Source organism: Endozoicomonas sp. Mp262, assembly GCF_025643335.1.
In the GTDB taxonomy this organism is placed as follows: domain Bacteria; phylum Pseudomonadota; class Gammaproteobacteria; order Pseudomonadales; family Endozoicomonadaceae; genus Endonucleibacter.
Window position 1 is genome coordinate 775,333 of sequence record NZ_CP092489.1, and the last position, 26,645, is coordinate 801,977.

Here is a 26,645-nt window from a genome sequence, read left to right on the forward strand (position 1 = left end):
AACTATCCTGATATCCCATTATTTCTAAGTTTGGTAAGCGTTTCGTTTATTAATGTGGATGATGTTGTTTTTGTGTAAGGAAAATATACAATTCTCACCCCAACTTTATTAAATTCAGATTCTATTGCCTCCCATTTTTCAGTTTTAAACCAGTCATCACCAACAAACATTACATCGAATTTTAATTTTCTCCATGAATTCAATTTGTCCATAGATTCTTGAGGTATAACTGCGTCTACATATTTGTTTGATTGAACGATTTCCATTCTTTCTTCAAAAGGAATGACGGACTTTTTATTTTTATAGGATACCAATTCATCGGTTGTTACACCAACAATTAATTTATCGCACATCGATTTTGCATTTCTAAGTAGGTTTAGGTGACCTATATGAAATAAGTCGAAAACGCCTGTGGTATAGCCAATAATCATATTATTTCCAGTAGAGATGTCTTAAGTAGTGATGAGTTAGGTTGATTGCTACTAAAGATATTTTGATTTTAGATCTTCAATTAGGGAATTCTCTTCAAAGGTGCTGTTTTTATTGAGGTTGCTCCCTCTTAGCATTTCATTCCAGAGGTGAACTGTGTAGCTACCATTAAAGAAGGATGAATTATTAAAAAAAGTGTTATCAAATATGGTATACCAATTACCAGGGTGTATAGGGAAAAAATATGTAAACGGCTTTGAAATATTATAAATTTTATGATGCTGAAGGCATCTGCTAAATCCGAGTGGTCCACCGGCTTCACCCCATCCCACATTTTCTCTACGGTTTCCTTTAAGGTAGCGTCTTTTTATTTTTTTTGTTCTTTCTTTACGGCTATCATATGGGAGAATTGTATTTGGCTCTTTACAAATATCAGCCATAAACCGACTGATTTTATCCCCTTTCGGGAATTTCATGATTGCATTTGATACGGAGTCTTGAGTTTCTCTTCCAAAAACATAAGGCTCATCTTCAAAGTCAAAGGGTTTTAGGCATATCATATCCATATCAACCCAAAACCCCCCTTTTTTATAAAGAAGCTCAAATCTAAACCAGTCAGCAAAGATCGCATAGCTTCCTCCTCTTGTTTTAAATATTTCGTTTTTATTTATTATTTCATTGGCGTCCTTTATGACAGTATTGCTGGGTATGTTTTCGACTTGATCATATGTATATAAATGGAATTCTGATCCATTTTTTATGAAAGAACTGATGCATAATTGTTCTATCTTTGAAAGTTCTTGGCCAATCCAAAGAGATTGAATTATATCACTCATATTTTTCTCATCTATGTAATGCTTAGTAAGCTATTGAGTAACTTTTTATATCAGCGTGCCTAGTAAAAAAGAAATAATGATTAATAATGTTACAGTCAATAGCTCTCGTATTTTACGGATTGTTTTTTTTCTTTTCTGATGGTTACTTAACACGTGCTGCCCGTCACCAATATGTGCAACAGCATCATTTTCCAATATTACTGCATACTGACCAGAGTTATGAACATAACTGGATATATTACTCTCTGTTGCAGCGGCACTGGAACCTGCTTTAAAAAGACCATAATATCCGCCTTTTATTTTTCTATAATCAGATAGTCGCCTCAATCCTGGATTAAATGAAAATCCATGCCAGTTCGGGTCTTCTGATACGACTTTATAGGTAGGAATATCATCAATTATTTTTCTTGGTCCCTGAAAATGAAGATTTACATTATTTTTTACATCATGGTAATAACTTCTTAACCAAACTTGAAATATTTCTTTATCATTCTTGAGTATTTTTTTTGAGTCTTCAATAAATTCAGATCGATAGAATTCCCAGTCATCTTCACAATGAAAAATATAATCTGTTTCCACAAGGTTGTAGGCTTTATCTATAGATTTAATTTGACCTAGTTTGGTTTTGTTAATAATGATATTAAAATATTTTTTAAATTTTTCAGGTATAACTGATAGTATTTTATCATCACCGGAATCTTCTGTGATAATTATTTTATTTATGGGGTAAGTGTTATACTGGAAAAAACTATCCAACGTCTTTTTCAATAAGTTGAATCGACCGCAGCTGGTAATTACGACGGTTACATCGCTACTATCTGAAAATTCCATAAGGGTTATATTGAAATATTATCTGGCTGAAAAAATTGTTATAACCAAGGAGCTGGCATTATTTGCTTGATAAACCGCCTGGAACGTTTTTCAAGCTGTTTTAAAGCCCCTTGTTTTTTTTGTTTTCGTGCTTTAAGTGTGTCATGCCCCACCATCGCATTGATATCCGGTCTGATAACTGAGGTTTCATCACTGCCTTCGGTTAACTCAATGGTTCTGGGATAAGCGGCATAAAGGTTAACACCTTTGTTGATATAACCGCCCGTCATGTAGTCATCAACCGGGAGGCAAAGAGGGTAGGCGTGCTTTAATAGCTTCCTGGCTCCTGAAAGGCTGAGAAGGTATGCTGTGGTACAGGAACTTTTATTAGAAAACCTTACTAATTTGGTGTTGTTTGTGATGGGTGCTTGATTCCAGAATGATGGGTAGCAGTCACGGTAATAAAGCATTATAAGCTCCCAGTCAGCAGGGAATTTATTTAAAGCATTAATGACGGCTATGGCTTCTTCAGAAAATTCTGCATCGGATTCTAAAATAAGGGCATGCTGAATATTATGCTCTACCATTTGATGCCAGATATTACAGTGGCTAAGGTAACACCCAAGCTCTCCTGGAGCCAATGCTCGGCCACGAATATCAATGGCTTTTTTTTCTGAGTATTTGTCGTTTTTCTCTTTTTCTGTCAGCTGTCGGCCATCAACTGCATTAGAAAACTGAAAGTCAATATTGAATGATTCGAGATGCCGGGCTATATGCCTTCGTCTGTCAGCTTCTCTTTCCAGGCAAATGACATAAGTGGGAATACTAATTGATTGCTTCATGGGCTGATAATGAATGGGTTTTAAGGTGAGCGCTATCTAGTGGTGAGTGGTTTGATAAAAGAGGGAAGGTATAGTCCTGCACCTCTTTCTTATGCTTCAGAACTTGACTTTATCAGCCATTATTCTTTCGGGTACCAGATTGGTAATAAATAATGGCAACAAAAAGGCGGCCATAGTACCACCGGGATAGACATAAAACTTATTGCCATCAAATAAAAAAGCGACGAGCATACCTATCAGGATAATATCCCAACTATTGTATGGAGTGCGTTTAAATATAATGTTGTAAAAGCGCCAGCCAACAGCAAAAAGGAACAGAAGAAGCCCTATAAGGCCCGTTTGAAAAACGATATTCATATATAACATATGTATATGTGTTTCAAAATGACTGCTATAAGGAATCAATTTATCAATAGCCAGCCCATGACCAATAACGGTAGTTAATGGCGATTCAGTAATCATTGAAAACCCATTCTGGTATATCAAAAATCGCTGAGCATCCTTCCTTTCCCAAAGATCTAATATAGGATCTGGGTTATAAAAATAAATGGTGGCCAAGGATAAAGTACATAATGCAGTGACCACTAAAAAAATGAGAAGACTCTTTTGGCTGCGCTCAAGCAATAAGTAAGCAATGGCTCCGCTTGCGAACATAAGCAGTCCACTTCTGGACTGGGTAATAATAGTGCATACAAAGAAAACCACCATTAATGCGATATATACGAGTGAGAGGTTTTTCTTTGTTCCTGCCAAAAAAAGGCTCATAAGTGCAGCAGCACTGAAAAATACCGCAAGGGGGCCAGGCTTGAAAAAAGCCCCAAATGCCATAAGGTTTCGGTCAAGTGTGATTATGCTTTCCCAGCGAAAAATAGCCAGCAATAGAATCAGGCAGAGTGCTGAGAATAAATAATAGTTTCCCAGGCTCACTAGTTTATCCGGCTGATAATGGCTAATTAGCCAGGTCAGATAAAGCAGAGCGCATGTTGCCAGAATGCGGGTCAACATATTCACTACTTTGCTATCATCTGGCGACCAGGCCAGGGACAGGGAAAACCAGGCGGTCATTAACATGAAAAGCTGTACAAAACGATTTTGAATAAACAGCCTGAAGTCTTTCCATCTTATGCACAGCAGTATTGGTATACAGATCCATACCCGGTACAGGTTCGTGACCAGTTTCCAGTTATCGATAAGAACAGGAATAAAAAAAACAGCAAGCAGAAAATACCAGCAGTACTGCTCGGAAACCCTGGCTTTTACCCTTGAAAATGCACTTTCCATGTACTAAACCTGTTCGTGTTTTTTCTACAGGTTACTCGATCATTTCCCTAATGAACAATTCATTTTCTCTGACACTTTTACGCAAGTAAGGCTCATGACTCAGTGGATGAACAGGCCGGTTGATCAGTTTATTCTGAAGCCATTGTCGTACACGGTGTTTGAATTTTATAGGGTTCCTCAAGTCATGCATCATCTCCAGGCTGCATGCCTTATTAATCTGCGTTGCTTTACTCACAGGAGATGAGTAGATGCCAGCAATATTATAAGTACCTGGTGGAGGTGCTATCACTGAACCATGGGGGCCAAAGGGCCATAGATCCGTATTGGGTAAGTGGTTGATATAATAGAGCAACACAGGTTTGTACGTGCTGTGGTTTTTAAGGACTTCCTGTATGGCTTTGGTTGAAAACTGGTGGTCACGATGGGCATCCATCGTTGAGTGAGGAGTTATGATCACCTCAGGTTTATAATTCAGGATAATCTCTTTCAAGTCCTGAATCAGGGTTTGCCAGGAGGCGTCATCATGTCTGTCAGTTTCCAGCCTTATTGAGTTGAATTGCCTGAACTCGGCTCTATTATCGGCAGGTAAGGTCTTTGATGGATTAAGGTGCATATCCTCAAGACTGTTATCGGAATAGCCAAGGTTGATGACCTGGTTTGGCTGGAGACCTGCCCACAGAGGAATTGCAATACTATCCCAACTCCGCAGTTTTCCTTTTAACACCACGCTTTCATGGTGACTTTCAGTTAACTTCCTTAAGGCGCTTCCAGGTTCAGACTCTCCTGCCGTTATCGTAACAATCATGCTTTCAGGGTTGCTGCTATAGACACCAAAGGCAGCTATCTCTGCATCATCAGCATGGGGTGCTACGATAAGTGTCCGCTTATTGGCTATGTGTGGATTTTCGAAGGCAATAATACGGCAGTTTTCGTCTTTCAATCGACAGAACTTGGGGTGAATGTTAATAGTGCCGCTTTCAGAGGGCTTAATATGGGAGATATTAAGATACCTTTTTCCTCCGCAACCCCTTTCAAGATACTGCCTTGAACGCTTGTTGGTGCCTTCCATCTCTATATAGGGATCAAACATATGCCCCAGTAAAGAGGCTTTACAGTCCACTTCAAGCAATAGCGTGTGATTGTTGTCAACCACCTCTGGCGGGAGTGTGATCTTGTTTTTCTTATACGCAGTTTCAAAATGGCGGGCATTGGAGAAATGGTATTCGTAATCCTTTGACGGGTTATAGCGGATGTGGTCAGAGCCTATCAATTCATTGATGGTATAGACAGCTACTATCAGCAACAAAGCTGACAGAAAATAGCCGTACCAACCTAAAATGACACATAACACCAGAACGATTGATAGCAGCAGATAGTGCTTATTTTTACCTGATAGCATTGTTATTTATTTTCTCAGCCAGGATTTTATCGCTTTTCTTAGAAAGTTTAACTGTAAGGCAGTGCGCTTATTGTATGAAAAGGCTTCTTTATACTGCTCCCAGGCGTCTTGATATTTACCTGCCAGAAAGAGAGTTCTGAACTGGTCAAGTTTTTTTAGACATAAATAAGCACTCCGATATTTCATAAAACTGGGAGGAATACGCTGCTCATTAAAAATTTCATCAACTGACCGTTCTACCAGTCCATGGTACACCTTATGTCGGAGACTGCCCTCATGTTTTTGAACGAGAGCTACTTCTTTTTCTACTTTAAGAGCATTGAAGTTTGCTAGTATATAAGCAAAAACTGGCTCGTCTTCATATAATCTTAAATGTTCGGGAAATCTGTAATTCGCAAATACAGTTTTTTTAAAGAGGATAGAACTACATAATAAAGAATTATCTTTACTTAGTAGATAATTTTTAAAATTTCGTTCTTTTGATTCAGTGAGTTTCCAGAGACACCGTGCTTTACGTTTTCCGTTTTCATAAACAGAGAAATAACGTGCGATCAGCATATCTACATAACTATGATTTTTTATTGCTTCTCTAAAAATATCAAGGCTGCCATTTAGCATTTTGTCATCACTATCCAAGAAATAAAGATAGCGGCCCTTAGCTAAATCTATTCCTTTGTTACGAGTTGCAGATACTCCTTTGTTTTCTTGTAAAAAGTATCTAATAGCATTTTTTCTATTAGATAGAAATTTTTTAATAACTTTGTCAGTGTTGTCTGTTGATCCATCGTTAATTACAATAAGTTCATAGTCATTACCTTGCTGTTGTAGGACAGATTGTATTGTACCTTCAATATATTCAGCATAGTTATAGGTTGGAATAATAATGCTAAAAAGCGGTGTTTTATGGTTCATAGGGTTGCGCTTAGGCATGAATAACGGGCATTTTGGATGATCGGGGTAAATAGTTTCATTGCAGATGGGCAACGAACCCAGTTACGCTCAAAACGATCCAGATCCCGAAAGTAAGTGTCTTTAAATATTTTAAAAAAAGAGCAGCTTCTGAAGGAGTCCAGGTCAATCATTATTGGCTGGTTTTTATCGATAATAAAATTGGTGGCTTTAAAATCCCCGTGGGCCACTCTTACCCTTGGATATGTTAGTAAAATATCCTCAACTTGTCGGGCAATAGTGGGCCATGATGATTGTTCGTGCTCTTCCCGGTATAAGTCAGAAAGGGTTTCACCCTCTTTAAACTCTGTTATCAGATAACTGGTTTTTATCCAGGGTCCCTGCCTGACTTCCAGCATGGCCAGATTTTTTGGGGTGCTTATACCAATCTGGTCAAGTAATAAGGCACCTTGCCAGCAAACTCTTGCCCGTGAGTCGATGAGACTGCGAGTCAGGCTATAGGCCGTTCCCTTGCTGTTATATCGTTTGATAATTACTTTTTGGCCATTGGCCATTTTATACAGGCTTACGGTGGTTGCCTTGCAGTCTTTGAGTATCTCTCCCTCAGCAATGGCCTGATCAGGGGCCTGTAACAGCCGGGTTAGCTCCGGGCCGTCAAAGGCTTTCTGGATGACCTGATAGTGGTTCCAGCTTTTACTAACCTGAAAGTGGGTATTATTTTCGAAGCAGTGCTTCAGGTTTTTTTCGCGAGCTTTGCGTTTTTTATAAACACGTTTCTCGATGGTTTTTAGGGGGGGATAGTCTTTGATAAATGAATCAGGATGCCAAAGCTGTGACAGGTAACGGTCATACCTGGGGTAGAGCCGGGTAAGACAATCAATCAGGTTAGCAATACACCACTTGTTATCAGTCAGGCTGCTATTCGGGAGGCTGGCAATCTCCAGGGTATATTCAGAGGTGCTGGTAACCGTTATTTCAAGGGTGGCTGCCTGTCTGTTTTGATGAAGCTTTGTGACTTCCTTCAGATAACTATTGAGCCACTGGCAACGTTCTTCATCGGTCTTATGGATAAGAAATTCATTAAGGCTGATCATTCCCTACCCTCAAAGAAGGCCACTATACGACGAATTTGCTGTTTCTGTGCCACTGATAACTTTTGCTTTACGTTGCCGAAACAATACCATTTATAAAAACGAAGCCTCTGGCTAGGGCTTAAATGGTATTTCGCCACCTTATCCAGGCAGGCAAGGTCTTTAATGATTCCACGAGCCACGGGTTTGCCACAACACCGCTGTGGCCATTGATAGCCTGCGGGGCAATCGATAAGGTAAACCTGTGGATGGCTATCACCGGTAACCAGAATATTCCGCCATTTGAAATCCGTGTGGATAAACCGTGCCCTGTGCAGTGTTTTGGCGATTTCCGCAATTTGTTGCAGGACAGGGTATAGCCATTTTGGGTCTTTCAGCCTGGCGTCATGCTGATGGGCAAGCCTTGCCATATCTGTGGTGGCTTTTAACTCTTCGGTAATCAATGCCCCCCGAACAAACAGTCCACCCCTTCGTTCTTCACCATAGGCAACCACCTTGGCAGCGGGTAGGCCAAGCTGGTGAAAAAAGAGCATGTTTTCCCACTCGGCCCGGATTCTGCTTTTTCCCAGGTATTTGCGAAGTCCTTTGCCTGCCGCCGTGTATCGTTTGACATAAAAACGAGTGTCTGCCGCTTCAAACAGTATGACCTCACTCAGGGCATCTTTGGTGATGGTTTTTCCGGAAAGTTGAAAAACCCGGTCCAGGCTGCCGAATACTGTTGCAATGGCAGTTCCCTGCCAGGGTTCAGTTACATTCCAGTGTGCCATTAGTAATTTGGATGTCCTGCTTTTCGTTCCATACGCCGGTATAGCTTGTTTGCCTTGTTTTCTATTTTTACCAGCATTGTTTGGTATCGGGTCAATGCCTGCTTAAGGGGTAAGCCGGTATAGCAACGAATAAAACGGTATATATCTCTTTGGGTAAACCCGTAATCCATGGCTGAGAAATAAAGCCCCGACAGATCTTTTAAACGCCAGCGGTCAGGCAATTGGTTACGAACCTGCGCTCTGTGTAAATCAATTAGAAAAAAACGCAGGGGGTTATCCGGGTTTTTCTCAAACTGCTCCAGTGAGCCATCGGGAACCAGAAAGTGACACAGATAATAGTCCCGATGATTGATGCCGTTGTCGTGCAGGGTTCGGCTGATTTCAGCCAGCTTTTTCACAATTGCCCGCTTTAGAAGGATCGAGGGTGGTGATTGTTTCCAGCGCTCACAAATATCTTCCAGGCTGGACATGTTATCCAGTTCTTCTGTCACCAGAAATGAGTGTTGCCTGGCCGGGTTGCAGCCTTTTTCGCCAAAGGCCACAGGGGTCATGGTATCAATACCCAGACTGTGCAGTTTATTCAGTGCCAGCCATTCATTGCGAGCTCCCAGTACGGGCATTCGAAACCTGAGCAGGTTCTCAAAAATTTCGCCCCAGCCAACCCCTTTATGTACCTTGGCGAAGAAACCTTTGCCCTGGAATTCAAACCGGTAAGTGCGGCGGGCTTCCAGATCCCTGAAGGTTTCCCCTTCCATTGAGTCCAGTAAGGCGTGGGGGTTTTTGCCGCTCCAGGCTGTTTTAAAGTCGTCTCTCAGGTAAAGCATTATTGGTTCAACAATATTTGGGCTTGTTGATCAATGATCTTTGCAGCTTGCTGATGAAGGCTATAAAGATCCGTTTTGGCAGCATAGGTTTTGGCGTTGTTATGCCATTGCATCCGGTGCTGGCTTGAACTAATGATTTCGTTTAAGTGCCTGTTGAGTGCCGGTTGCTGAAACGGGGAGGGTAGTACAACCCCGGCATCGGCCGCCGTAATATGGAAAGCATAGCCACAGTTTTCAGTGGTAAGCACCGGCAAGCCCGCAGCCAGGGCTTCAACCAGAACCATTCCGGCACTTTCCGTGTAGGCCGGATGGATAAGCAGGTCTGCTGCAAGCATCAGTTGTTGTATATCATCCCGGGCGCCAAGAAAGTGAATAGTATTGTCTGAAAGCCCCAGTTTTCTGGTTAGCGCAATAAAGCGATCTTGCTTATCACCGCCAGCTACCAGCAGCTTCACCGTTTGCTGCCGCTTTTCAGGCAAGGCGGCCAATGCCTTGATAGCACGATCAAGCCCTTTGGTTTTAAAGCTGGAACCCACCAATAGCAATACCAGGTCGGTGGCCGGGATGTTGAGTTTTTTACCAAGCTCTTCCCTGATAGTGGCCCTGTTTTCAAGCAATGTATTACGGCTGATTCCCGGCGGCAGCAGTTTGAAGCGCTCCGGAGGCGTTTGGTAGTGCCTCTGGAAATCAGTGATTTGCTGTTGGGTCAGGGTCAGGATCAGGGTGGAAGCCTTTGCTGCAAAAACCGCCTGCTCAAGTTTTTCGTACGCTTTGTACCTGGGTGTCCAGCGGTAGATTAAACTTCGTTCTGCCATGGCTTTTTCACGGTAGCAGGTATCCGAGGCAAAATAGATATCCAGCCCTGCCAGTTTATTAAAGCCAATGAGCAGGTTTGAACGGCTGCCTGTTGCACGAACTAACTGCTGCTGGAAGCTTTCCATCCTGCGGTGATTGGATGAACCCTGAATGGGGAGCCTGTTAATGGTAAAGCCATCCGGACAGGCTCCCTGCCATTGGCTGGTATAGACGTTGATATCATGGCCCAGCTTTTGACATTCAATGGCCGTTTTCAGAAAGTCCCTTTGCAGTCCGCCGTAGGGAAAATAGTTGAAGAGGGCAAAATCAAGTGTCATTCCTTCTTCCCTGAGGCAATAGGGTTACCAGGTTGTCCCATACCAGCTCCGGTGTCATTGGCGCAAAAATATCCGGTTCTACAGAGGGAAAGTCACCGGCAGGGCAGTCTTCAAGGGTGAGATGAACCTGTGACTTGCCATAGGCTCCAACCCTGTCTGGACTGGTGGGGCCATACAGTGACACTGCCGGTTTTTCCAGTGCGGCTGACAGGTGTCCAAGTCCGGTATCCACGGCAACAACTCCGGATGCCCCGGCGATCACTCCGGCAATACCCGACAGACTGCTTTTTGGCAGCACCTCGGTGTTGCTTGATGACTGTGCTATCCGTTCAGCCCGTTCTTTTTCTGTGGTGTTACCCCAGGGCAGCAGGACTTTGTATCCATTGTCGTTCACCTTATTGGCCAGTTGGCACCAGTAAGGTTCTGGCCAGTGTTTGTCCGGCCAGGTGGTACTGTGAATAAAAACAACATAAGGCGTATGGCTGTAAGTTTCTTTATCGAATCGGCTTTGATCCAGCGAGAACCGTCCGGTTTCCCTGGGAATAGCATACCCCAGGGACTTTGCCACAAGTTGCCTGACCCGCTCTACCGCATGCTGGTTCCAGCAGATATTGAGTGGATGCTTATAGAAGTGGGCTGAAATGGGTTCCCTGGCTGAATGTTTGTCCAGCCCAAAGGCAGGGCCTTTGGCTAGCTTGGCCAGTAGTGCACTTTTAAACAGTCCCTGGGCATCAATGACAGCATCGTATTCCCTGGATTGCAGTCGCTCTTTAAATCGCCGCCATTCACCCGTGGCCAGGGTATTGAATGGCGACTTTCGCCAGCGGCGAATGGCAACAGGAATAATTTTATCCACAGCCGGGTGCCAGCCCGGGATCTCTGAAAAACCCTCTTCAACCACCCAGTCGAAGGTAATGCCGGGAATCGCCGAAGCCGCATCAGTCAAGGCAGGCAAACTGTGGATAACATCCCCCATGGAGGAGGTTTTTATGAGCAACACCTTCATTCCTGGTGAACTCCAATCAGTGATTCATGCTGTTCTCTGCCAAGCTGCTCAATAGCTGCCATGACCATGTCAGGATCAAGCTGCTTCATACAGTTATGATGTCCAAGGGGACATTCCCTTTTAAAACAGGGACTGCACTCCAGTTTTAGCCAAAGTGTTTTGCTATTGGTATTCATGGGTGGCGTATGGGATGCCGTGGTTGAACCGTAAACAGCCACCAATGGCCGGGACAGCGCGGCAGCGATATGCATCAGCCCGGAATCATTACTGACAACAGTGGTTGTCTTCGAAAGAAGATCAACCGCATCCGCCAGTGTGGTTTCTCCCGCCAGATTGCAGCAGCGTTCCCGATGCGGGTCAGGAATGTATGACATTATCTCGGTGGTGATTTGACGATCTTTCTCTGAGCCAAAAAGCCAAACCCGCCAGCCCTGTTTAAGCAGGTTCAGCGCCACTTCACCATAATAACCGGCTGGCCACTGCTTTGACGGGCCAAACTCTGCCCCGGGGCATAACCCGAGAATAGGGGCGTCAACCTGTAAGCGATGTCGATGAAGCGCACTGTCGACGCTGGCAGGCTCAACCTGTAATTGGGGTCTGGGCAGCGGGGAGGGCATTGCCTGACCTTTGGGATAACCCAGTGCCACAAACCGTTCCACCATTAACGGCAGCTGTTCTTTATCCAGGGCTCGAATATCATTTAGCAAGCCGAAGCGCATTTCGCCACGCCAACCGGTGCGTATAGGGATATTGGCCCAGAAAGGAATCAATGCCGATTTAAACGAGTTAGGCAAGACTATTGCCTGATTGTAGTGTTCCACCCGAAGGGAATGCCCTATTTTTTTACGGGTGCCAAGATTCAACTTGCCGTGACCTAAAGGCATTTCAATACTGCGGTGTACTTCAGGCATTCTTTGAAGAATGGGTCCGCTCCAGGCCGGTGCCAGTACATCAATTTTTGCGTCAGGGTTTTGCTGTTTCAAGGTGATAAATAATGTTTGCGCCATCACCATGTCCCCCACCCAGGAGGGACCTACAATCAGGTACTTCACGTTATGGAAATGTCCTGGGTTAATTTATATTCAGGCACGCTACCGCCCGTCAGAATGATCCTGGCCATTCCGACTGTGTTGATTCCTCCTCCCTTACTGATTGTTCTACCGGTGGTCAGTCAGAGTTTTTGAGGGACTCCGGGGAGGGGAAATTACGGTTCTCTTAATCTGGCAGAACTGGAAATGATCGGATAACTGGAAGCTTATTAACTAAACCAGTAATTTCAAATGAGTATCTTCCCTGCACATCATTTCATTGGGCTGATACCCCAGAAGAATAACTCTTGAGCATAAAATGGATGGGATTATACGATAATTACCAAAATTTCCATAAAGAAAAACAGCCCCTAGGAGCTCCAGGAAAAGTCTCCACTGCAAGATCACAGAACCCGGTATCAAACCCTGGGATATCAATGACATAGAGAATTTATAAGTTTTTACCATAACCCATTAAACCGGAATATTTGGCGCAAATGTGTATTTTTACCTATATTCAATGCGCTCCCGTCAGCCTGGGTATTGCATAAATACAGGGAGCTTATATTTGGTTCGGGAGCCTCTCTTGCCGACTCCTGGAGATAGATTACGCCACATGATTTAACGTGCATGCTGTCAATTAACGATATAGCTACGAGGACACAGGCTCAATTTATTGGCCAGTCCTTGTCAGCACAGTCTCATGATATTAATGTCATTGATCGCCTCCCGGGAACCACCAACCGGAGTTACAAAATCAGGCACCTTAACGCCAGCTATGCGCTGAGGCTACCGGGCCCGGGAACGTCACAGTTCATCGACCGGCAGAATGAGCGGGATAACTCACTGCTGGCATTTCAAAAACTGGCACTGACACCTGAGCCTGTCATGCTTGACGCCAACAGTGGTATCAAGATTGTGTGCTGGGTGAATCACGGCAAAAGCCTCCGGGTGGATAATATCGAAAAATACCTGGATATTATTGCCCCTGCCCTGAGAAAGCTTCATCGGTCTCAATGCAACTTCACCTATAAAATTAACCTGGTGCAAATGCTGGATGATTACCTGAAGCTTGTTCCTGCCGGGCAACTTTATCAGGGACTCCACAGGATGATAGGTCTTTGCCGTACCTTTCAGTCTGAAATCAGCCGGCTAAACCTGAAAAGCTGTCCGGTTCATTTTGACCTGGTGCCTGAGAATATATTGGTTTCACGACAGGGCCGCATTCAGTTTATTGACTGGGAATACTCCGGCCAGGGAACTGCCGAAATGGATATTGCCTCCCTGTTTACTGAATCGGAATTAGATGAACGGCAAAGACAATACCTTTTAGACTGTTACCGGCAACCCCTTTCAATCCATGCCATTGCTATTTTTGAGCTGCAGATCAACACCCTCTGGAGTATCTGGTCGGTTATACAGAAAAATAATTTCGCCAAAGGGAATCTTGACTATCATGAATATGGCTTGAGTCGCTTGAAAAAAGCGGAGCAGGTAGCCCGGCAATTGTTGGAGAAGGCCTATGTTTTCTGTCAACAGATGGGTTAAAAGAGTCCTTGAATCGCTGGCCGGACTTATTTTTCTGATTGGCTGTATGGGTTTCTATCACACCCCTGTACTGTCTTCATGGGGTCTGGACTATACCATCAGCGTTCATTTCTTTGTAGCGGGTTCCCTGCTTTACATGATCAATCCATTGATCAGTATTAGAGAAAAAAGGCAATGACTATCCGTGTTTTCACTTCCGGCGTGTTTGATCTGTTGCATACGGGTCATATTCGCGCACTCAAGGCAGCCAGGACACACGGTGACCTGCTCATTGTCGGTGTGTGTTCAGATGATGATGCCCAGGCCTATAAACGCCAACCCGTTATTCCTCTCAATGAGCGGATAGAAATGCTGGAGTCACTGGCCTGTGTTGATCAGGTATTTTGCTCCCCTTTGGTACCCGATATAGCATTTTATTTTAGCCATCGCATCTCGATCCATATCCAGGCAGAGGACGAGTATAACCATAGCGGGTGGCACTTCTATGATGCGGCAAAGTCCCTTGGCATCATGCGTTTTATTGGACGTCAGCCAGATACATCAACGTCATCAATCATTCAAAGAATCACGGCGGTAAAAAAACAGGAGGTGTATTTTGCAAGATAATTTGTCCGTGTTATTTCCAGATAACCGTGATCGCTACAGTACCCCAGCGGAAAAAATGCAGCATATATTGCTTCGATTGTTATCAATATTTGACCATATTTGTACAACCCATAACCTGGAATATTGGATAGATGGCGGAACATTGCTTGGTGCTATCCGTCACAAGGGGTTTATTCCATGGGATGATGATGTTGATGTCTGTATGTCAGAAAAAAACTACGGAAAGTTTCTAGAGCTGGCTCCCCACTATCTTGGTGATGATTTATTACTGCTCAATGGTGAACACTGCCCGTTAATGAACAAAGGCATTACAAAAATTTATGATCTCAAAAGTTCATCAAAACAGCTGAACACAAGAGAGGTGGGTATTTTGCCCAGTGGTTTTTTTATCGATATTTTCTGCATGGAAAGCCATTCAAGAAAAATCAAAAACACCAGAAAAGCGTTCAAATATGCCAATATCAAACTGAAACCGGGTGACAGAGGCATTCGCGCCTTAAAAAAACGTATCCGCCTGTTTTTTAACCGTCATATTGCCGCACAAAAAGTCATCAGCAAAAGTCGGGACGAGCAGGGAGAATACTTTTATTATCGTTGTCGCTGGTTCACTTATTTTCTTCGTCGCAGCCACGTCTACCCTATTAAAAGCGTAATATTTGAAAGTCTGAACCTTCCCGCACCAGGCGATGCCCATCACTATCTACAGGATATGTATGGAGACTATATGACACCGCCGGGTATGACTGAAAGGGAGGGGCACTTTTCAGAATACTATCCTGAAAAGCCTGATACCCATTTTTATCCGGGTTAAGTAACCGGGGTCAGCCATTCAGGTATACTCTCACCCTTGCCCCTGACCTGGTTGAAATACATGGTTTGCAGCTGCTCCGTAACAGGACCCCGTTTGCCACTGCCGATAATTCTGCCATCGTGTTCTCTGATGGGCATCACCTCTGCGGCAGTGCCTGTAAAGAACGCCTCTCTGGCGATGTAGACTTCATCACGGGTTAATCGTTTTTCCCTGACTTCCAGGCCGATGTCCCTGGCAAATCGAATAATAGTATCTCGTGTTATACCTTCCAGGCAGGAGGTCAATTCAGGGGTATATATCACGCCATCTTCTTTGACGATAAAAATATTTTCTCCACTGCCCTCTGCCACATAACCCTCATTATCAAGTAATAAGGCCTCTTCGCAGCCACTGTCCAATGCTTCCTTAAGGGCCAGCATGGAGTTCATATAATTGCCATTGGCCTTGGCTTTGCATAGGGTGATATTGACATGATGGCGGGTATAAGACGACGTGCGGATACGAATACCTTTTTCCAGTGCTTCAGGGGACATATAAGAGGGCCATTCCCAGGCAGCCACTATACAGTGGACTTTAAGATTCTCTGCCCGTAGTCCCATACCTTCTGAACCATAAAAGCACATTGGACGGAGGTAAGCTTCAGTCAAGCCATTCTCCTGAACAACCTGTTTTTGAGCCTCTATCAATTGCTCTGGCTTGAAGGGAATATTCATCCCGAGGATATGGGCGCTTCGATAAAGGCGCTCTGTATGCTCCTGCAACCGGAAAATACAAGATCCCTGTTGTGTATTGTAAGCCCTGACCCCTTCAAAAACGCCCATGCCATAGTGGAGTGTATGAGTGAGCACATGGGTTTGGGCCTCTCGCCACGGAACCAGCTGGCCATCGTACCAAATCACGCCCTCTCGATTGGCGAAAGACATTGGCAATTCCCCCTGAAATTCAAATCTATTAATTTTTATTCTGTCAGGTTCGTCAACAGAACCTAAATATCAGACTCGTTCCCAGGCTCCAGAGGTTGTCGCGAAACTAAATGCAGCGTGCACAAAACGAGATTGACTCTCTTTTTTTTAACCACAAAGACACGGAGGCACAGAGTTTTTATATCTTTAAACTATAAATCTCCGTGCTTTTGTGTCTTTATTATGCCCTTCAGGGTGCCGTGGTTAATAAAAATAATTTTTGCGACAACCTCAGGACGCAGGGAACGAGAGGAAATAATACCTTCACATTGACTTTAATGCACTTACAGCAATGAACCGAGGATCTGCCGGTAACTGTCCATTCGCTCCGGCAAAATATCACCATTGATCAGGGCTTGCTGGATGGCACAGCCGGGCTCCTGTTCATGCTGGCAGTCACGGAAGCGGCAATGACCAAGGAAAGGACGGAATTCCCTGAAACCCTGTATTACCTCTTCCTGCTCCATATGCCAGAGGCCGAACTCCCTGATTCCGGGAGAGTCGATAAGGGTTCCCCCCGATGGAAAATGAAAGAGCTTGGCGGCCGTGGTGGTATGGGTTCCTTTACCTGTGGTTTCCGACAAGGCACCTACCCGAATGTCAACTCCGGGAAGCAGGGCGTTAACCAGAGAGGATTTGCCGACCCCGCTTTGGCCTACAAAAACACTAGTATGTTGATCCAGCAGTGCTTTTAGCGGTTGCAAGCCTTCTTCAGAGTGGGTGGATGCCTTCAGGGTCCGGTAGCCGATGTTCTCATAGGTGGAGAGCAGGTCATCCATGAGCTGCCGGTCTTCCGGTGTGGAGAGCAGATCGGTTTTATTCAATAGCAAGACCGGCTCGATGTCCACCGCTTCAGCGGCTACCAGATATCGATCAACTAAATTGGGATAGGGGGTAGGAACCGGGGCAATAACCAGAACGATATAATCGATATTGGCTGCAACGGGTTTGAGTTGACCGCGCATGTCCGGCCTGGATAACAGGCTGTTGCGTTCTTCCAGTGCTACCACAACCCCGGAACAACCTTCCTTACCTGCCCGCCAAATGACTTTATCGCCGGTAACCAGCGCCGGTAGGTTAGTACGCAGATGGCATCGCCAGGTATCACCGGGTTTGTTGATGGGTTCGATATCCAGCTGCGCCCCGTAATGGGCAATGACCAAACCCTGCTGCTCAGGACCGAGCTGGTCATTTTTGAGCTGCTCTTCAATCTGGGACTCTTTTTTCCTTGCCCGGGAAATACGTTCTTCCTGAATTTTCTGAATACGCCAGTTTTGCCTACGCGTCAGCTTGCGTTTTGCCATGTGTTCTCTGTACGGTCGATTTTCCGGATGGATTATGATGAAGTAAACTGGATATGTCAGCTTATTCCTTTTAAATTAACCTAATTCTTAGTTTTTAAACCGGGTGCTTAATGGCTAAATCGGATAACCTCATCTGGATTGACCTGGAGATGACAGGCCTTAATCCTGATCAAGACCGCGTACTGGAAATTGCCACCATTATCACAGACGGTCATCTTAATGAGATTGCGCAGGGACCGGTAATAGCCATTCACCAGAGTGACCAGGTTCTGGAGTCCATGAATGACTGGTGCCTGGAAACCCATGCCAGGACAGGGTTAACTGAGCGCTGTAGAACCAGCACTGCCAGTGAAGCGAATGCTGAACAGGAAACCTTAGCGTTTCTGAAACAGCATGTAGAGGCCGGGGCATCCCCTATGTGCGGAAACAGTATTGGTCAGGATCGACGCTTTATTTTCAGGCACATGCCAGAACTCTACGGGTTTTTCCATTACCGTAATATTGATGTGAGCACCCTGAAGGAGCTGGCTCGCCGCTGGAAACCGGAATTACTGGATGGTTTCTCTAAAAAAGGCACGCACCTGGCTTTAGAGGATATTCGAGAGTCGATTATTGAAATGCGCTATTACCGTGAGCATTTTATTAAACTCTAAGTCCCTGCCGTACTGCCTCTCGTTCCCAGCATCCTGAGGGTGTCGCGACACCCTCAGGATGCTGGCAATGCATACGAATGTTTTCCAACCAATGCCAGACTTACGGCCCAGGGAGATATGCAGTCCCAGACAGGAACCCGGGAATGAGTCTAAATAAATGACCAATGTCGAACTCCGGTCAATCGAAGTGCAGCACTGACAGAAGCTGCTAAATCAGAGCATTTTCCAGTTGTAACAGGTTCATGGGGCTACACTTACCGGTAAAAGTGAGGTGGCATATCATGCGAATTCTTGTACCCGTTTTAATTTACTTTTTTTGCTCCTATTCTGTAGCTAGCCCCCCAGAAGTGAGTGAGATTTATGCGTTAAATTGCACTGTCCTTAATTTAAGCGATAAAACAGCAGCGCATCTGTTCTTGCTAAAGACAAGTTGGAGTGACAGTTATTGCCTTGGCACTTTAGACATTAGCTGCAAGCCTAAGGAAAATGCACCCTGTCGGATGATGAATACGTCTCACGAGTTATCAGATATTTCAAAGCGAGTCACAAATGGTGAAATAATCGACTCACTATTCGTTAGTCCGATTTATTATGGATGTTGTGAATGTTGTGATAAAAAGACCGTTAAACTCCCAAAGTTAAGAGATATCAGTGAGGTTGTTATTCCTGACGAAACTGAAGAGATGTCACATGCTTTAGGTGATAGACCTGCTAAAACACTACGTATACTTTATTTTGATACTGATATAACACCAGAACTAAAAAAAATTGTTGATTTTAATCGTGACCATCATCCAAGTTTGCCCGTAATACCTTGAGATACAGCGATGGTTATAAGGTTGTAAGTACCTCCTAATCCAACCTCCCCATTTTCTGTTTCCGCTCATGTAGCGCACCCGCGATGCTGTATTCTTGGAGTAGATATTGTCGAGCGGAATAGTACTCAGCACTAATCTCCATACCGATCGCACTGAGCCTGTCGAAGTGCTTGGCTCCACCCTTCGACAAGCTCCGGCTGAAAACGTCAAGCACATTGAAATGATGTACTAGACTGGAACTCTATTGAGGTGAATAGGAATGGTGACGGTGACGAATCAGCCAGGCGCCATTATGGTTTTCCAGAAATAGCGTCATGCGTTTTTTGGGAGTACCACTATCCCTGGATGTATAGGTAAGGCATAGACAGGCCGCTTCACCATACATATACACGGTGTAATTTTCCTCACTTTTTTCTGCGATTTCATGGCCCTTGAAGTAATCCACCCAATGCTGCTCCAGTTCATTTTTATTATAGATATCGGATAGAAAGCCATAGCTGGTAATATCGGCATCCGGAACAAACTGGGCCATTGCCTTGCGGATGTCCTTTTCCCGGAATGCCTGCTCAATGTCATGGATCAGTTTTTTAAAGGGAGCAAGGGCTTCACCTGTCACTTGTGTTGTCATAGCCTGTTCCTGTTAAGTACTAGCCTAACAGAGTATAGGTTGAGATATTCCATGCTGCTCAAGAGCCCACTGGATATGTTCCCTGACAAGATCTGAAGGAAAATCAAGCCTGGCCTTTAATGCAGAAAGGATTTTATCTGAAGTAGGGGCATTGCCCAGGCCCACGGCAAGATTTCTGAGCCAGCACTCAAAACCAGCCCTACGGATGGGGGAACCTGCTGTTCTTTCCAGAAACTCCTCTTCGCTCCATAAAAATAAATCAGCCAGGTCTGTTGAGTCCAGCTGGTGGCGGGGAGTGAAATCGGCTTCCCGGGTGGGCCTGGCAAACCGGTTCCAGGGACAGGCCAGCTGACAATCATCACAGCCAAACACCCGGTTACCCATCATGGTTCTGAGTTCGACGGGAATGGCACCGCTGTATTCTATGGTGAGATAGGAAATGCAGCGACGGGCATCAATTTTGTAAGGTTCAACAATGGCAGCGGTAGGGCAGCGGTCAATACATGACTGGCAGCGCCCGCAATGATTTTTTTGGTAAGGCTCGTCGATGGGTAAGGGAATATTGGTAAACAACTCGCCTAAAAAAAAGAATGAACCGGCCTGGCGGTTGATAATTAATGAATGCTTCCCCATCCAGCCAAGCCCTGCCTGTTGGGCGAGGGGGCGTTCCATTACCGGGGCACTGTCCACAAATGCCCGGTATCCGTGGTCGCCATAGGTTTCTTCAATTTTTTTACCCAGCTGTGTCAGTCGTTTGCGGATCAGCTTATGGTAATCCCGTCCCAGGGCATAGCGGGAGATATAGGCTTTTTCTTTATCACTGAGGATTTTAATGGTTTCGGTATTGCCCGGCAGGTAGTCCATCCTCACCGAAATAATCCGGCAGGCTCCGGGATGCAGCAACTCAGGGTTGGTTCTTAAGGCCTGATTACGCGCCATGTAATCAAGGTTGCCGTGGAAGCCCTTGTCCAGCCATTGCTGGAATTGCTGTTGATCCCTTTTATTGATAACTGGTTTGGTGATGCCTACGGCCTGAAAACCAAGCTCCATAGCCATGGTTTTAATATCTTCAGCAAGTTGGGCAAAGTTTTTTTTGCAGAGGTGTGTACTGGCCAATGGAAAACATTCATTCAACAATTGAGGGCGAATTAATTCTATATCACTATTTTTTTTATACCAGTTTTTACTCGGGAATTTTATTAAAGTGACTGTTTATGAATGACCTGCCTGGATTTACTGGCGAGGTTCCTCTCGTTCCTGGCGAAAGAGGTTGTCGCGAAACCCTCAGCGCAATGCCCTGTTTTTTTGGAACCACGAAGGACACTAAACTCGACTTTAGAGTTACCAAAGAACAATAGTACGATTTTCATCTGAAATCGGTTAATAGCAACCATCTCCAAACAAAATACAAAGATGGTTGCTATGCTCACTTCAGATCATAAAGAGATCCTCCGGGAGCTTGCCTTATATACAACGTTTCTTGCTTCAGCGCTATCCCCAACAGCAGTACCTACGTTCTGCGAACTTCTTTTTGGCTGCATGCTATCCGGGCAAGGCTTTGTCACTCAGGCGCTGTTATCTATTAATAACTTTCAATGCGTATGGAGCAGTTACCACCATTGGCTCTCTCAAGGCAAGTGGCGGTGGAGGAGCCTCGCATGCCGGCTCATTCAGCTGGTATGCTCAAAAGTACCACGGGGTGAACTTATCAACATTGGTCTTGATGATTGGGTGGTGGAGCGTTTTTCTGACAAGGCTCCCGCTTGCCGAACCCATCACCAGCACAGTAAAAAAAGGAACCGGCCAACGTATATCTGGGGACAATGCTGGGTATCCCTGGCTGTTGTATTTGAGCGGGCTAAAGATGAAGTATTTACTGCCATCCCTGTGCTTTCCTTTCCATCTCCTGCTTCAGGCAATGCCAGTAAGCTAAAAATCGCTGTTGCCATGCTAAAAGTAGTGAGGCAAGAGGTGAAGGTGCAAGGACTGCGCTTGCTGACAGACTGTTGGTATATGAACTGGACGCTAATGCAACCCGTTCTGGAAATGGGCTATGAAGTAGTAGGGCAAATCCCGTTAAACCGGGCATTGTATGCCTTACCGTTGGAGTCCACTGCAAAAAAACGTGGGCGACCCAAAAAGTATGGCATCAAAATGACGCCCCCGGAAGTGGAGAAGCTACCGGAATATCAAACAACCGTAAGAATATACGGCAGATTTCGAAAGATACGTTATCGCACCCGGGTATGTCGGGCTCGCTTCCTGAAAGGCCGCAAGGTTCGGGTTGTCTGGGGTCGGTTTGAAAATGATAAAGGACTGACAGAAAGCCGTATATTCATTGCAACCAATACTGGACTTGAAGGTATAGACATCCTTCGTATTTATGCGAAAAGATGGCCGGTTGAACCCATGTTTCAGCAAATTAAACATTCATTTGGTTGCCGCCAGTTATGGCAGCAAAAGCTGAGAACTCTGTTGCGGTGGATGCATCTGAAGATGGCTGGATACGCATTATTGCAACTGTTGACCGTCTGTAAAAATCAAGCAAGCGTGGGCATTTCAAGGATTCCTTGGCGGGATCAGGATACAACCACCGCTGGCATGCTAAGATTTGCACTCGCAGGAATTATCCCCAGATTACCTATTCGTGAGGGCTGGAACCGATATAGCCAAAAATATGAGTTCAATTTTAATAGTTTGACTGACGGAATAGTCAAAGAAAAGAAAAAAGCGGCATAAATAGCGGCGACAACGCAATAATCAAGAATAATACCGAATCTGAAAAAACGTTTGGATGTATTTTTGCACACAATTTTTAAAATATAACCAAACGTTCATGTCATACTAACTCTAAAGTTAAGGACACTAAATACACCAAGGCTTTTCTTAAAATGCTTCGTGCTCTTCGTGTCCTTCGTGGTTTAAAAAAAGCCTTTTGTGACAACCGCAAGATGCCGGGAGCGAGAGGAAGCCCTATTCATCATTGAAGTTCGCATAGGCATCCGGCGCCAGATTCTCGAATCGGGTATATCTGCCGATAAAGGCCAGCCGGACACTGCCAATGGGGCCATTCCGCTGCTTGCCAATAATAATCTCGCCAACATTCTTATATTCGGTATCCGGGTTATACACCTCATCCCGATAGATAAACATGATGACATCCGCATCCTGCTCTATGGCACCAGATTCCCGGAGGTCCGAGTTTACCGGGCGTTTGTTGGGACGTTGTTCCAGAGATCGGTTGAGCTGGGACAGGGCAATCACAGGCACATTAAATTCTTTGGCCAGCGCTTTTAAGGACCGTGAAATTTCTGAAATTTCGTTGGTTCTTCCTTCGCTGAATCCGGGAATCTGCATCAACTGAAGGTAGTCAATCATGATCATGCCGATATCCCCGTGCTCCCGGACAATCCGGCGCACCCGTGACCGCATTTCCTGGGGACTGATGCCGGCGGTATCATCAATAAAGAGCTTTCGGTCTTTGAGGCGTTCTACGGCAGACAGTAATTTAGGCCAGTCATCTTCTTCCAGCTGGCCGCTACGGGTTTTTGACTGGTCAATGCGCCCCAGTGATGACAGCATACGCATCATCAACTGTTCACCGGGCATTTCCAGACTGAATACCACAACGCCTTTGTCGGATGCCAGCAGGGCATTTTCCACCAGGTTCATGGCAAAGGTGGTTTTACCCATGGAGGGACGGGCGGCCACGATAATCAAATCCGATGCCTGAAGGCCGGAGGTCATTTTATCGAGGTCTGAAAATCCGGTGGTAACACCGGTAATGGCATCGCCAGCATTGAACAGCTCATCAATTTTCCGAACGGTCTTATCAAGAATTTCCCGAATACCAACGGGGCCACCGGATTTTGGCCGTTCTTCGGCAATATTGAAAACCAGGCGCTCGGCTTCGTCCAGAACCTCCTGGCTGTTCCGTCCTTCCGGATTATAGGCGCGGTCAGCTATTTTCTGGCTGGCGTTGATCAACTGCCGTAGCATGGAGCGTTCGTAGATAATCTCGGCATAGGCACGGATATTGGCGACACTGGGCACATTCCCTGCCAGTTCGGTGATATAAACCAGGCTTCCGGCATTATCCAGCTCCCCCTGGTTTTCCAGCGTTTCCGCCAGTGTCAGGGGATCAAAGGGTTTGCTGTCGGCAGACAGTCGGGAAATGGCTTCATAAATTAATTTGTGGCCGGGATGATAAAAGTCATTGGTGGTTATTTTATCCACTACCTGATCCCAGGCCTGGTTATCGAGCATCAGGCCGCCCAGGACAGATTGTTCTGCTTCTATGGAATGCGGAGGGGTTTTGATGTTTGTGGTCGCTTCATCAATCGGCAGTTCGCGTTCCCGGGTTAGAGCTTCAAGCATGATAACCGTCTGATCAGGTGGGTGACATCATAAAAGAATACCCTCTGCCAATAAAAAATAGTAGAGAGTAGGGGGCAGGTATTATCTGATTACCCTGTGAATACAGAACAGCCCGCCACTTTCCGGGAAAGTATACGGGCTGTATCTGAAGGTTTGTCAGTACTGCTGGAGTACTCGTCTGCCGCCTATCCCGAGCAGGATATTCATGGCAGACTGTCAGCGCGATTACTCGGCTTCAACAAATACCTTGATGTTTGCAGCAACGTCTGTGTGCAGCTGAATGGCTACATCGTATTCGCCAATTGCGCGAATAGGACCTTCCGGCAGGCGGATTTCGCTCTTGGCGACTTCAACGCCGGCAGAAGTGATCGCTTCAGCCAGGTCACGAGGACCGATGGAACCAAACAGTTTACCTTCATCACCCGCCTTGGCGGTCAGGGTCAGTTCGATTTCAGCCATTTCAGCGGCACGCTTGGTGGCGTTGCCCAGCTTCTCGGCGGCTGCTTTTTCCAGCTCGGCGCGGCGAGCTTCAAAAGCTTCCAGGTTGTCCTTGTTGGCAGGCACGGCCTTACCAAAAGGAACCAGAAAGTTACGACCGTAACCGGCTTTTACGGTTACCTTGTCGCCCAGGCTGCCAAGATTGGCAATTTTTTCAAGCAGGATTACTTCCATTGCTTAAGCCTCTTACTCTTTAAAGCGTGAAAACACTATTTTTATCATTCTGGACATGCCTGGGTCAGGTCGGCTAATGCATTAGAGCCGTGCCCAACCCTCAGGCCGTTTTGCTCCTGTCAGCCCTGGTTTGCCCGATTGGCAACGCGGGACCGAAAGTCAAATAGACTGTCAAGACAGGCTGTCAAAACAATAACCGGGTATGCCAGCTGCGTGAAAAGCACCACCATTACATAGAAAACGGCAAGCCATTGGATTCCCCGTTTTCTGAGTGCTACCAGTCCATGTACCAGGGATACCCCGGCGATGAACAAAGGCAGTGAAGCAATGGGTACTAACACCACCATGACGGGGGATAGTGCCGATCCGGCCACAGTCAGTGCCAGCAGCAGCATGCTGGATAACACCGGCAGGCGGATTCGCTGGAACTCTTCGCGGAAACCGCCAGGGTTATACAGCGAGGACTGCCAGGACCTTGCCAGAATCAATCCGAGTATGCAGCTCACCAGGTTGAACCAGGTCAGCATGCCTATCACGCCATAATGAATCAGTGGTTTCAGGATCTCGCCCAAGTCTGCCGGTGTTTTACCCGCCTGCTTGAGAAAAGTCCCCAGGAACTCCATAACCATCGCTGACAACTGGGACACCTGGGCCGGTGCCAGCTGAGACAGAACAAAGGCCATGGCTCCGCCAACCGGCAATAGTGCCAGCAGGGTTTTCTGCCAGGAGACTGTGACCCGTAACACTGAAGCCAGCGATACGGTTGCCAGCAGTCCCATCACTACGCTGTACTGTCCCATTGCAGCCCAGGCAATGCCGGGTAACAGGGCCCACATCAGTACCTTGAAGCCCTGGTCAAAGCCTCTGCGAAGCAGAACCAGGGAAACAATAGCAGCACTGATCCAGAACAGCATGGGTATGCAGGCAAAAAGTGCGGACAGAATCACGGCCTGTTTGGGGCCGCGCATAGCCAGTTCCGCCAATCCACGCATCAGTTATATACCCTATGTCCAGAGATCAGTGACGATCGCAGTATGGCAGCAGCGCAATGTAGCGCGCGCGCTTGATGGCGGTCGCCAGCTGACGCTGGTAACGGGCCTTGGTGCCTGTGATACGGCTGGGTACAATTTTACCAGTCTCAGTCACATAGGCTTTCAGTGTGTTGAGGTCTTTGTAATCGATCTCTTTCACATCTTCAGCAGTAAAACGGCAGAACTTCCTGCGACGGAAAAAACGTGCCATAACAACGTCTCCTTGAATTCAAGCTAAATGGTGTCCATAGGCCTGTGGTGTCATTCCCCGCTAGATGGCCACCGGTTGTTCCGGCACCAGGCAGGGGTTAGCCACAAGGCTAATGGCAATTACTCTGCAGCTTCTTCAGTCTGTTCAGCTGGCTGAGCGTCTTCACGGGCTTCAGGTGCTTCACGTCTTGGGCGATCATCCCGACGGTCACGCTTTTCTTCAGCCTGCAGCATGATGGAGGACTCGGATACAGCCTCATCACGACGAATCACCATGTTACGGATTACCGCATCGTTGTAGCGGAAGTTTTCCGTCAGCTCTTTCAGGATTTCATTGTCACACTCGATGTTCATCAGAACATAGTGAGCTTTGTGGATCTTGTTGATTGGGTAAGCCAGCTGGCGGCGGCCCCAGTCTTCAAGACGGTGTACCTGACCACCGCTTTCAGTGATAGCGCGAGTGTAGCGCTCCACCATGGCAGGTACCTGCTCGCTCTGGTCAGGATGAACCAGGAATACAATCTCGTAATGACGCATCATTGGCTCCTTACGGGTTAAACAGCCTTCCGGATAAGCCGGTAAGGCAAGGAGATGCAGGAAAGAGCACTATAGAATAAAAAATCCAAAAGGGCGCAATCCGGCATATAAAGAGCGAGAATTCTATTGAACT

Annotated in this window: 29 protein-coding genes; 7 read left to right on the forward strand and 22 right to left on the reverse strand. The window is 45.8% G+C overall.

Features of this window, described 5'->3' with window-relative positions; genetic code table 11:
* Nucleotides 1-2: 2 nt before the first annotated feature.
* The 13 genes from MJ595_RS03340 to waaF form a co-directional block, all read right to left on the reverse strand.
* Complete coding sequence (locus MJ595_RS03340) at nucleotides 3-431, reverse strand: adenylyltransferase/cytidyltransferase family protein (protein WP_263081122.1); 429 nt, start codon at nucleotides 429-431, stop codon at nucleotides 3-5.
* Nucleotides 432-482: 51 nt separating this feature from the next.
* A complete protein-coding gene (locus tag MJ595_RS03345) occupies nucleotides 483-1,265 on the reverse strand; it encodes a glycosyltransferase (protein WP_263081123.1) in 783 nt (260 codons plus the stop codon).
* A gap of 45 nt (nucleotides 1,266-1,310) precedes the next feature.
* Nucleotides 1,311-2,096 carry a glycosyltransferase family 2 protein gene (locus MJ595_RS03350; protein ID WP_263081124.1) on the reverse strand — a complete coding sequence of 262 codons (786 nt, stop codon included), beginning with the start codon at nucleotides 2,094-2,096 and terminating at the stop codon, nucleotides 1,311-1,313.
* A 38-nt stretch (nucleotides 2,097-2,134) separates the two neighbouring features.
* Entirely contained in the window at nucleotides 2,135-2,917 is a 783-nt protein-coding gene (locus MJ595_RS03355) for a glycosyltransferase family 25 protein (protein WP_263081125.1), read from the reverse strand.
* 96 nt (nucleotides 2,918-3,013) lie between these two features.
* Complete coding sequence (locus MJ595_RS03360) at nucleotides 3,014-3,745, reverse strand: O-antigen ligase family protein (protein ID WP_263081127.1); 732 nt, start codon at nucleotides 3,743-3,745, stop codon at nucleotides 3,014-3,016.
* A gap of 484 nt (nucleotides 3,746-4,229) precedes the next feature.
* On the reverse strand, nucleotides 4,230-5,597 hold the full coding sequence (locus tag MJ595_RS03365) for a PIG-L family deacetylase (RefSeq protein WP_263081128.1): 1,368 nt from the start codon (nucleotides 5,595-5,597) through the stop codon (nucleotides 4,230-4,232).
* A gap of 6 nt (nucleotides 5,598-5,603) precedes the next feature.
* Entirely contained in the window at nucleotides 5,604-6,509 is a 906-nt protein-coding gene (locus MJ595_RS03370) for a glycosyltransferase family 2 protein (RefSeq protein ID WP_263081129.1), read from the reverse strand.
* Nucleotides 6,506-7,600, reverse strand: coding sequence for a hypothetical protein (locus MJ595_RS03375; RefSeq protein WP_263081130.1), 1,095 nt, complete (start codon nucleotides 7,598-7,600; stop codon nucleotides 6,506-6,508). Before MJ595_RS03375 ends, MJ595_RS03370 begins: the two co-directional genes overlap by 4 nt.
* Nucleotides 7,597-8,364 (reverse strand): lipopolysaccharide kinase InaA family protein, encoded by a 768-nt coding sequence (locus MJ595_RS03380; protein ID WP_263081131.1) that lies wholly within the window; start codon nucleotides 8,362-8,364, stop codon nucleotides 7,597-7,599. The genes MJ595_RS03375 and MJ595_RS03380 overlap by 4 nt, the downstream gene beginning before the upstream one ends.
* Nucleotides 8,364-9,188, reverse strand: a complete 825-nt coding sequence (gene rfaP, locus MJ595_RS03385; RefSeq protein ID WP_263081132.1) for a lipopolysaccharide core heptose(I) kinase RfaP — start codon at nucleotides 9,186-9,188, stop codon at nucleotides 8,364-8,366. Before rfaP ends, MJ595_RS03380 begins: the two co-directional genes overlap by 1 nt.
* Nucleotides 9,188-10,321, reverse strand: coding sequence for a glycosyltransferase family 4 protein (locus MJ595_RS03390; RefSeq protein ID WP_263081133.1), 1,134 nt, complete (start codon nucleotides 10,319-10,321; stop codon nucleotides 9,188-9,190). Before MJ595_RS03390 ends, rfaP begins: the two co-directional genes overlap by 1 nt.
* Nucleotides 10,311-11,327: a lipopolysaccharide heptosyltransferase I gene (gene waaC, locus MJ595_RS03395; RefSeq protein ID WP_263081134.1), complete on the reverse strand. Its 1,017-nt coding sequence runs from the start codon at nucleotides 11,325-11,327 to the stop codon at nucleotides 10,311-10,313. Before waaC ends, MJ595_RS03390 begins: the two co-directional genes overlap by 11 nt.
* Entirely contained in the window at nucleotides 11,324-12,379 is a 1,056-nt protein-coding gene (gene waaF / locus MJ595_RS03400) for a lipopolysaccharide heptosyltransferase II (protein ID WP_263081135.1), read from the reverse strand. Before waaF ends, waaC begins: the two co-directional genes overlap by 4 nt.
* Nucleotides 12,380-12,985: 606 nt before the next feature.
* Here waaF and MJ595_RS03405 point away from each other — a divergent pair.
* The 4 genes from MJ595_RS03405 to MJ595_RS03420 are packed head-to-tail and all read left to right on the forward strand — an operon-like array spanning nucleotide 12,986 to nucleotide 15,320.
* The gene (locus MJ595_RS03405; RefSeq protein ID WP_263081136.1) at nucleotides 12,986-13,903 is read left to right on the forward strand and encodes a choline kinase family protein; all 918 of its coding nucleotides are present in this window, start codon (nucleotides 12,986-12,988) and stop codon (nucleotides 13,901-13,903) included.
* Nucleotides 13,878-14,081, forward strand: coding sequence for a YrhK family protein (locus MJ595_RS03410; RefSeq protein ID WP_263081137.1), 204 nt, complete (start codon nucleotides 13,878-13,880; stop codon nucleotides 14,079-14,081). Before MJ595_RS03405 ends, MJ595_RS03410 begins: the two co-directional genes overlap by 26 nt.
* Complete coding sequence (locus MJ595_RS03415; protein ID WP_263081138.1) at nucleotides 14,078-14,509, forward strand: adenylyltransferase/cytidyltransferase family protein; 432 nt, start codon at nucleotides 14,078-14,080, stop codon at nucleotides 14,507-14,509. The genes MJ595_RS03410 and MJ595_RS03415 overlap by 4 nt, the downstream gene beginning before the upstream one ends.
* A complete protein-coding gene (locus MJ595_RS03420; RefSeq protein ID WP_263081139.1) occupies nucleotides 14,499-15,320 on the forward strand; it encodes a LicD family protein in 822 nt (273 codons plus the stop codon). Before MJ595_RS03415 ends, MJ595_RS03420 begins: the two co-directional genes overlap by 11 nt.
* On the opposite strand, the gene MJ595_RS03425 is transcribed toward MJ595_RS03420, so the two are convergent.
* Both MJ595_RS03425 and rsgA read right to left on the reverse strand, forming a co-directional pair.
* Nucleotides 15,317-16,243, reverse strand: a complete 927-nt coding sequence (locus MJ595_RS03425) for a branched-chain amino acid transaminase (RefSeq protein ID WP_263081140.1) — start codon at nucleotides 16,241-16,243, stop codon at nucleotides 15,317-15,319. The two genes, MJ595_RS03420 and MJ595_RS03425, sit on opposite strands and share 4 nt — an antisense overlap.
* 323 nt (nucleotides 16,244-16,566) lie before the next feature.
* Nucleotides 16,567-17,586 carry a small ribosomal subunit biogenesis GTPase RsgA gene (gene rsgA / locus MJ595_RS03430; RefSeq protein WP_263081141.1) on the reverse strand — a complete coding sequence of 340 codons (1,020 nt, stop codon included), beginning with the start codon at nucleotides 17,584-17,586 and terminating at the stop codon, nucleotides 16,567-16,569.
* A 110-nt stretch (nucleotides 17,587-17,696) separates the two neighbouring features.
* Between rsgA and orn the strand changes: the two genes are divergently transcribed.
* Entirely contained in the window at nucleotides 17,697-18,239 is a 543-nt protein-coding gene (gene orn, locus MJ595_RS03435; protein WP_263081142.1) for an oligoribonuclease, read from the forward strand.
* A gap of 281 nt (nucleotides 18,240-18,520) precedes the next feature.
* The gene (locus MJ595_RS03440; RefSeq protein WP_263081143.1) at nucleotides 18,521-19,057 is read left to right on the forward strand and encodes a hypothetical protein; all 537 of its coding nucleotides are present in this window, start codon (nucleotides 18,521-18,523) and stop codon (nucleotides 19,055-19,057) included.
* Between the two features lie 241 nt (nucleotides 19,058-19,298).
* Here MJ595_RS03440 and MJ595_RS03445 read toward each other — a convergent pair whose 3' ends face one another.
* Nucleotides 19,299-19,685 (reverse strand): nuclear transport factor 2 family protein, encoded by a 387-nt coding sequence (locus MJ595_RS03445; RefSeq protein WP_263081144.1) that lies wholly within the window; start codon nucleotides 19,683-19,685, stop codon nucleotides 19,299-19,301.
* 24 nt (nucleotides 19,686-19,709) lie between these two features.
* Complete coding sequence (gene queG, locus MJ595_RS03450; protein ID WP_263322449.1) at nucleotides 19,710-20,741, reverse strand: tRNA epoxyqueuosine(34) reductase QueG; 1,032 nt, start codon at nucleotides 20,739-20,741, stop codon at nucleotides 19,710-19,712.
* A gap of 357 nt (nucleotides 20,742-21,098) precedes the next feature.
* On the opposite strand from queG, the gene MJ595_RS03455 reads away from it, so the two are divergent.
* The gene (locus MJ595_RS03455) at nucleotides 21,099-22,424 is read left to right on the forward strand and encodes a transposase (protein WP_263078492.1); all 1,326 of its coding nucleotides are present in this window, start codon (nucleotides 21,099-21,101) and stop codon (nucleotides 22,422-22,424) included.
* Between the two features lie 234 nt (nucleotides 22,425-22,658).
* Here MJ595_RS03455 and dnaB read toward each other — a convergent pair whose 3' ends face one another.
* The 5 genes from dnaB to rpsF form a co-directional block, all read right to left on the reverse strand.
* A complete protein-coding gene (dnaB, locus tag MJ595_RS03460; protein WP_263081145.1) occupies nucleotides 22,659-24,062 on the reverse strand; it encodes a replicative DNA helicase in 1,404 nt (467 codons plus the stop codon).
* Nucleotides 24,063-24,287: 225 nt separating this feature from the next.
* Nucleotides 24,288-24,734, reverse strand: a complete 447-nt coding sequence (rplI, locus tag MJ595_RS03465; protein ID WP_263081146.1) for a 50S ribosomal protein L9 — start codon at nucleotides 24,732-24,734, stop codon at nucleotides 24,288-24,290.
* Between the two features lie 119 nt (nucleotides 24,735-24,853).
* Nucleotides 24,854-25,726 carry a hypothetical protein gene (locus MJ595_RS03470; RefSeq protein WP_263081147.1) on the reverse strand — a complete coding sequence of 291 codons (873 nt, stop codon included), beginning with the start codon at nucleotides 25,724-25,726 and terminating at the stop codon, nucleotides 24,854-24,856.
* A gap of 25 nt (nucleotides 25,727-25,751) precedes the next feature.
* A complete protein-coding gene (gene rpsR / locus MJ595_RS03475) occupies nucleotides 25,752-25,976 on the reverse strand; it encodes a 30S ribosomal protein S18 (protein ID WP_263081148.1) in 225 nt (74 codons plus the stop codon).
* A 119-nt stretch (nucleotides 25,977-26,095) separates the two neighbouring features.
* Entirely contained in the window at nucleotides 26,096-26,512 is a 417-nt protein-coding gene (rpsF, locus tag MJ595_RS03480) for a 30S ribosomal protein S6 (RefSeq protein ID WP_263322450.1), read from the reverse strand.
* Nucleotides 26,513-26,645 lie beyond the last annotated feature (133 nt).

Excerpts from the sequence above, each read along its gene's own strand:
- MJ595_RS03340 (WP_263081122.1), bottom strand. The coding sequence starts at position 431 with ATGATTATTGGCTATACCACAGGCGTTTTCGACTTATTTCATATAGGT.
- MJ595_RS03345 (WP_263081123.1), bottom strand. The coding sequence starts at position 1,265 with ATGAGTGATATAATTCAATCTCTTTGGATTGGCCAAGAACTTTCAAAG.
- MJ595_RS03350 (WP_263081124.1), bottom strand. The coding sequence starts at position 2,096 with ATGGAATTTTCAGATAGTAGCGATGTAACCGTCGTAATTACCAGCTGC.
- MJ595_RS03355 (WP_263081125.1), bottom strand. The coding sequence starts at position 2,917 with ATGAAGCAATCAATTAGTATTCCCACTTATGTCATTTGCCTGGAAAGA.
- MJ595_RS03360 (WP_263081127.1), bottom strand. The coding sequence starts at position 3,745 with ATGGCATTTGGGGCTTTTTTCAAGCCTGGCCCCCTTGCGGTATTTTTC.
- MJ595_RS03365 (WP_263081128.1), bottom strand. The coding sequence starts at position 5,597 with ATGCTATCAGGTAAAAATAAGCACTATCTGCTGCTATCAATCGTTCTG.
- MJ595_RS03370 (WP_263081129.1), bottom strand. The coding sequence starts at position 6,509 with ATGAACCATAAAACACCGCTTTTTAGCATTATTATTCCAACCTATAAC.
- MJ595_RS03375 (WP_263081130.1), bottom strand. The coding sequence starts at position 7,600 with ATGATCAGCCTTAATGAATTTCTTATCCATAAGACCGATGAAGAACGT.
- MJ595_RS03380 (WP_263081131.1), bottom strand. The coding sequence starts at position 8,364 with ATGGCACACTGGAATGTAACTGAACCCTGGCAGGGAACTGCCATTGCA.
- rfaP (WP_263081132.1), bottom strand. The coding sequence starts at position 9,188 with ATGCTTTACCTGAGAGACGACTTTAAAACAGCCTGGAGCGGCAAAAAC.
- MJ595_RS03390 (WP_263081133.1), bottom strand. The coding sequence starts at position 10,321 with ATGACACTTGATTTTGCCCTCTTCAACTATTTTCCCTACGGCGGACTG.
- waaC (WP_263081134.1), bottom strand. The coding sequence starts at position 11,327 with ATGAAGGTGTTGCTCATAAAAACCTCCTCCATGGGGGATGTTATCCAC.
- MJ595_RS03405 (WP_263081136.1), top strand. The coding sequence starts at position 12,986 with ATGCTGTCAATTAACGATATAGCTACGAGGACACAGGCTCAATTTATT.
- MJ595_RS03410 (WP_263081137.1), top strand. The coding sequence starts at position 13,878 with ATGTTTTCTGTCAACAGATGGGTTAAAAGAGTCCTTGAATCGCTGGCC.
- MJ595_RS03415 (WP_263081138.1), top strand. The coding sequence starts at position 14,078 with ATGACTATCCGTGTTTTCACTTCCGGCGTGTTTGATCTGTTGCATACG.
- MJ595_RS03425 (WP_263081140.1), bottom strand. The coding sequence starts at position 16,243 with ATGTCTTTCGCCAATCGAGAGGGCGTGATTTGGTACGATGGCCAGCTG.
- rsgA (WP_263081141.1), bottom strand. The coding sequence starts at position 17,586 with ATGGCAAAACGCAAGCTGACGCGTAGGCAAAACTGGCGTATTCAGAAA.
- orn (WP_263081142.1), top strand. The coding sequence starts at position 17,697 with ATGGCTAAATCGGATAACCTCATCTGGATTGACCTGGAGATGACAGGC.
- MJ595_RS03440 (WP_263081143.1), top strand. The coding sequence starts at position 18,521 with ATGCGAATTCTTGTACCCGTTTTAATTTACTTTTTTTGCTCCTATTCT.
- MJ595_RS03445 (WP_263081144.1), bottom strand. The coding sequence starts at position 19,685 with ATGACAACACAAGTGACAGGTGAAGCCCTTGCTCCCTTTAAAAAACTG.
- queG (WP_263322449.1), bottom strand. The coding sequence starts at position 20,741 with ATGGCTATGGAGCTTGGTTTTCAGGCCGTAGGCATCACCAAACCAGTT.
- MJ595_RS03455 (WP_263078492.1), top strand. The coding sequence starts at position 21,099 with ATGGTTGCTATGCTCACTTCAGATCATAAAGAGATCCTCCGGGAGCTT.
- dnaB (WP_263081145.1), bottom strand. The coding sequence starts at position 24,062 with ATGCTTGAAGCTCTAACCCGGGAACGCGAACTGCCGATTGATGAAGCG.
- rplI (WP_263081146.1), bottom strand. The coding sequence starts at position 24,734 with ATGGAAGTAATCCTGCTTGAAAAAATTGCCAATCTTGGCAGCCTGGGC.
- MJ595_RS03470 (WP_263081147.1), bottom strand. The coding sequence starts at position 25,726 with ATGCGTGGATTGGCGGAACTGGCTATGCGCGGCCCCAAACAGGCCGTG.
- rpsR (WP_263081148.1), bottom strand. The coding sequence starts at position 25,976 with ATGGCACGTTTTTTCCGTCGCAGGAAGTTCTGCCGTTTTACTGCTGAA.
- rpsF (WP_263322450.1), bottom strand. The coding sequence starts at position 26,512 with ATGCGTCATTACGAGATTGTATTCCTGGTTCATCCTGACCAGAGCGAG.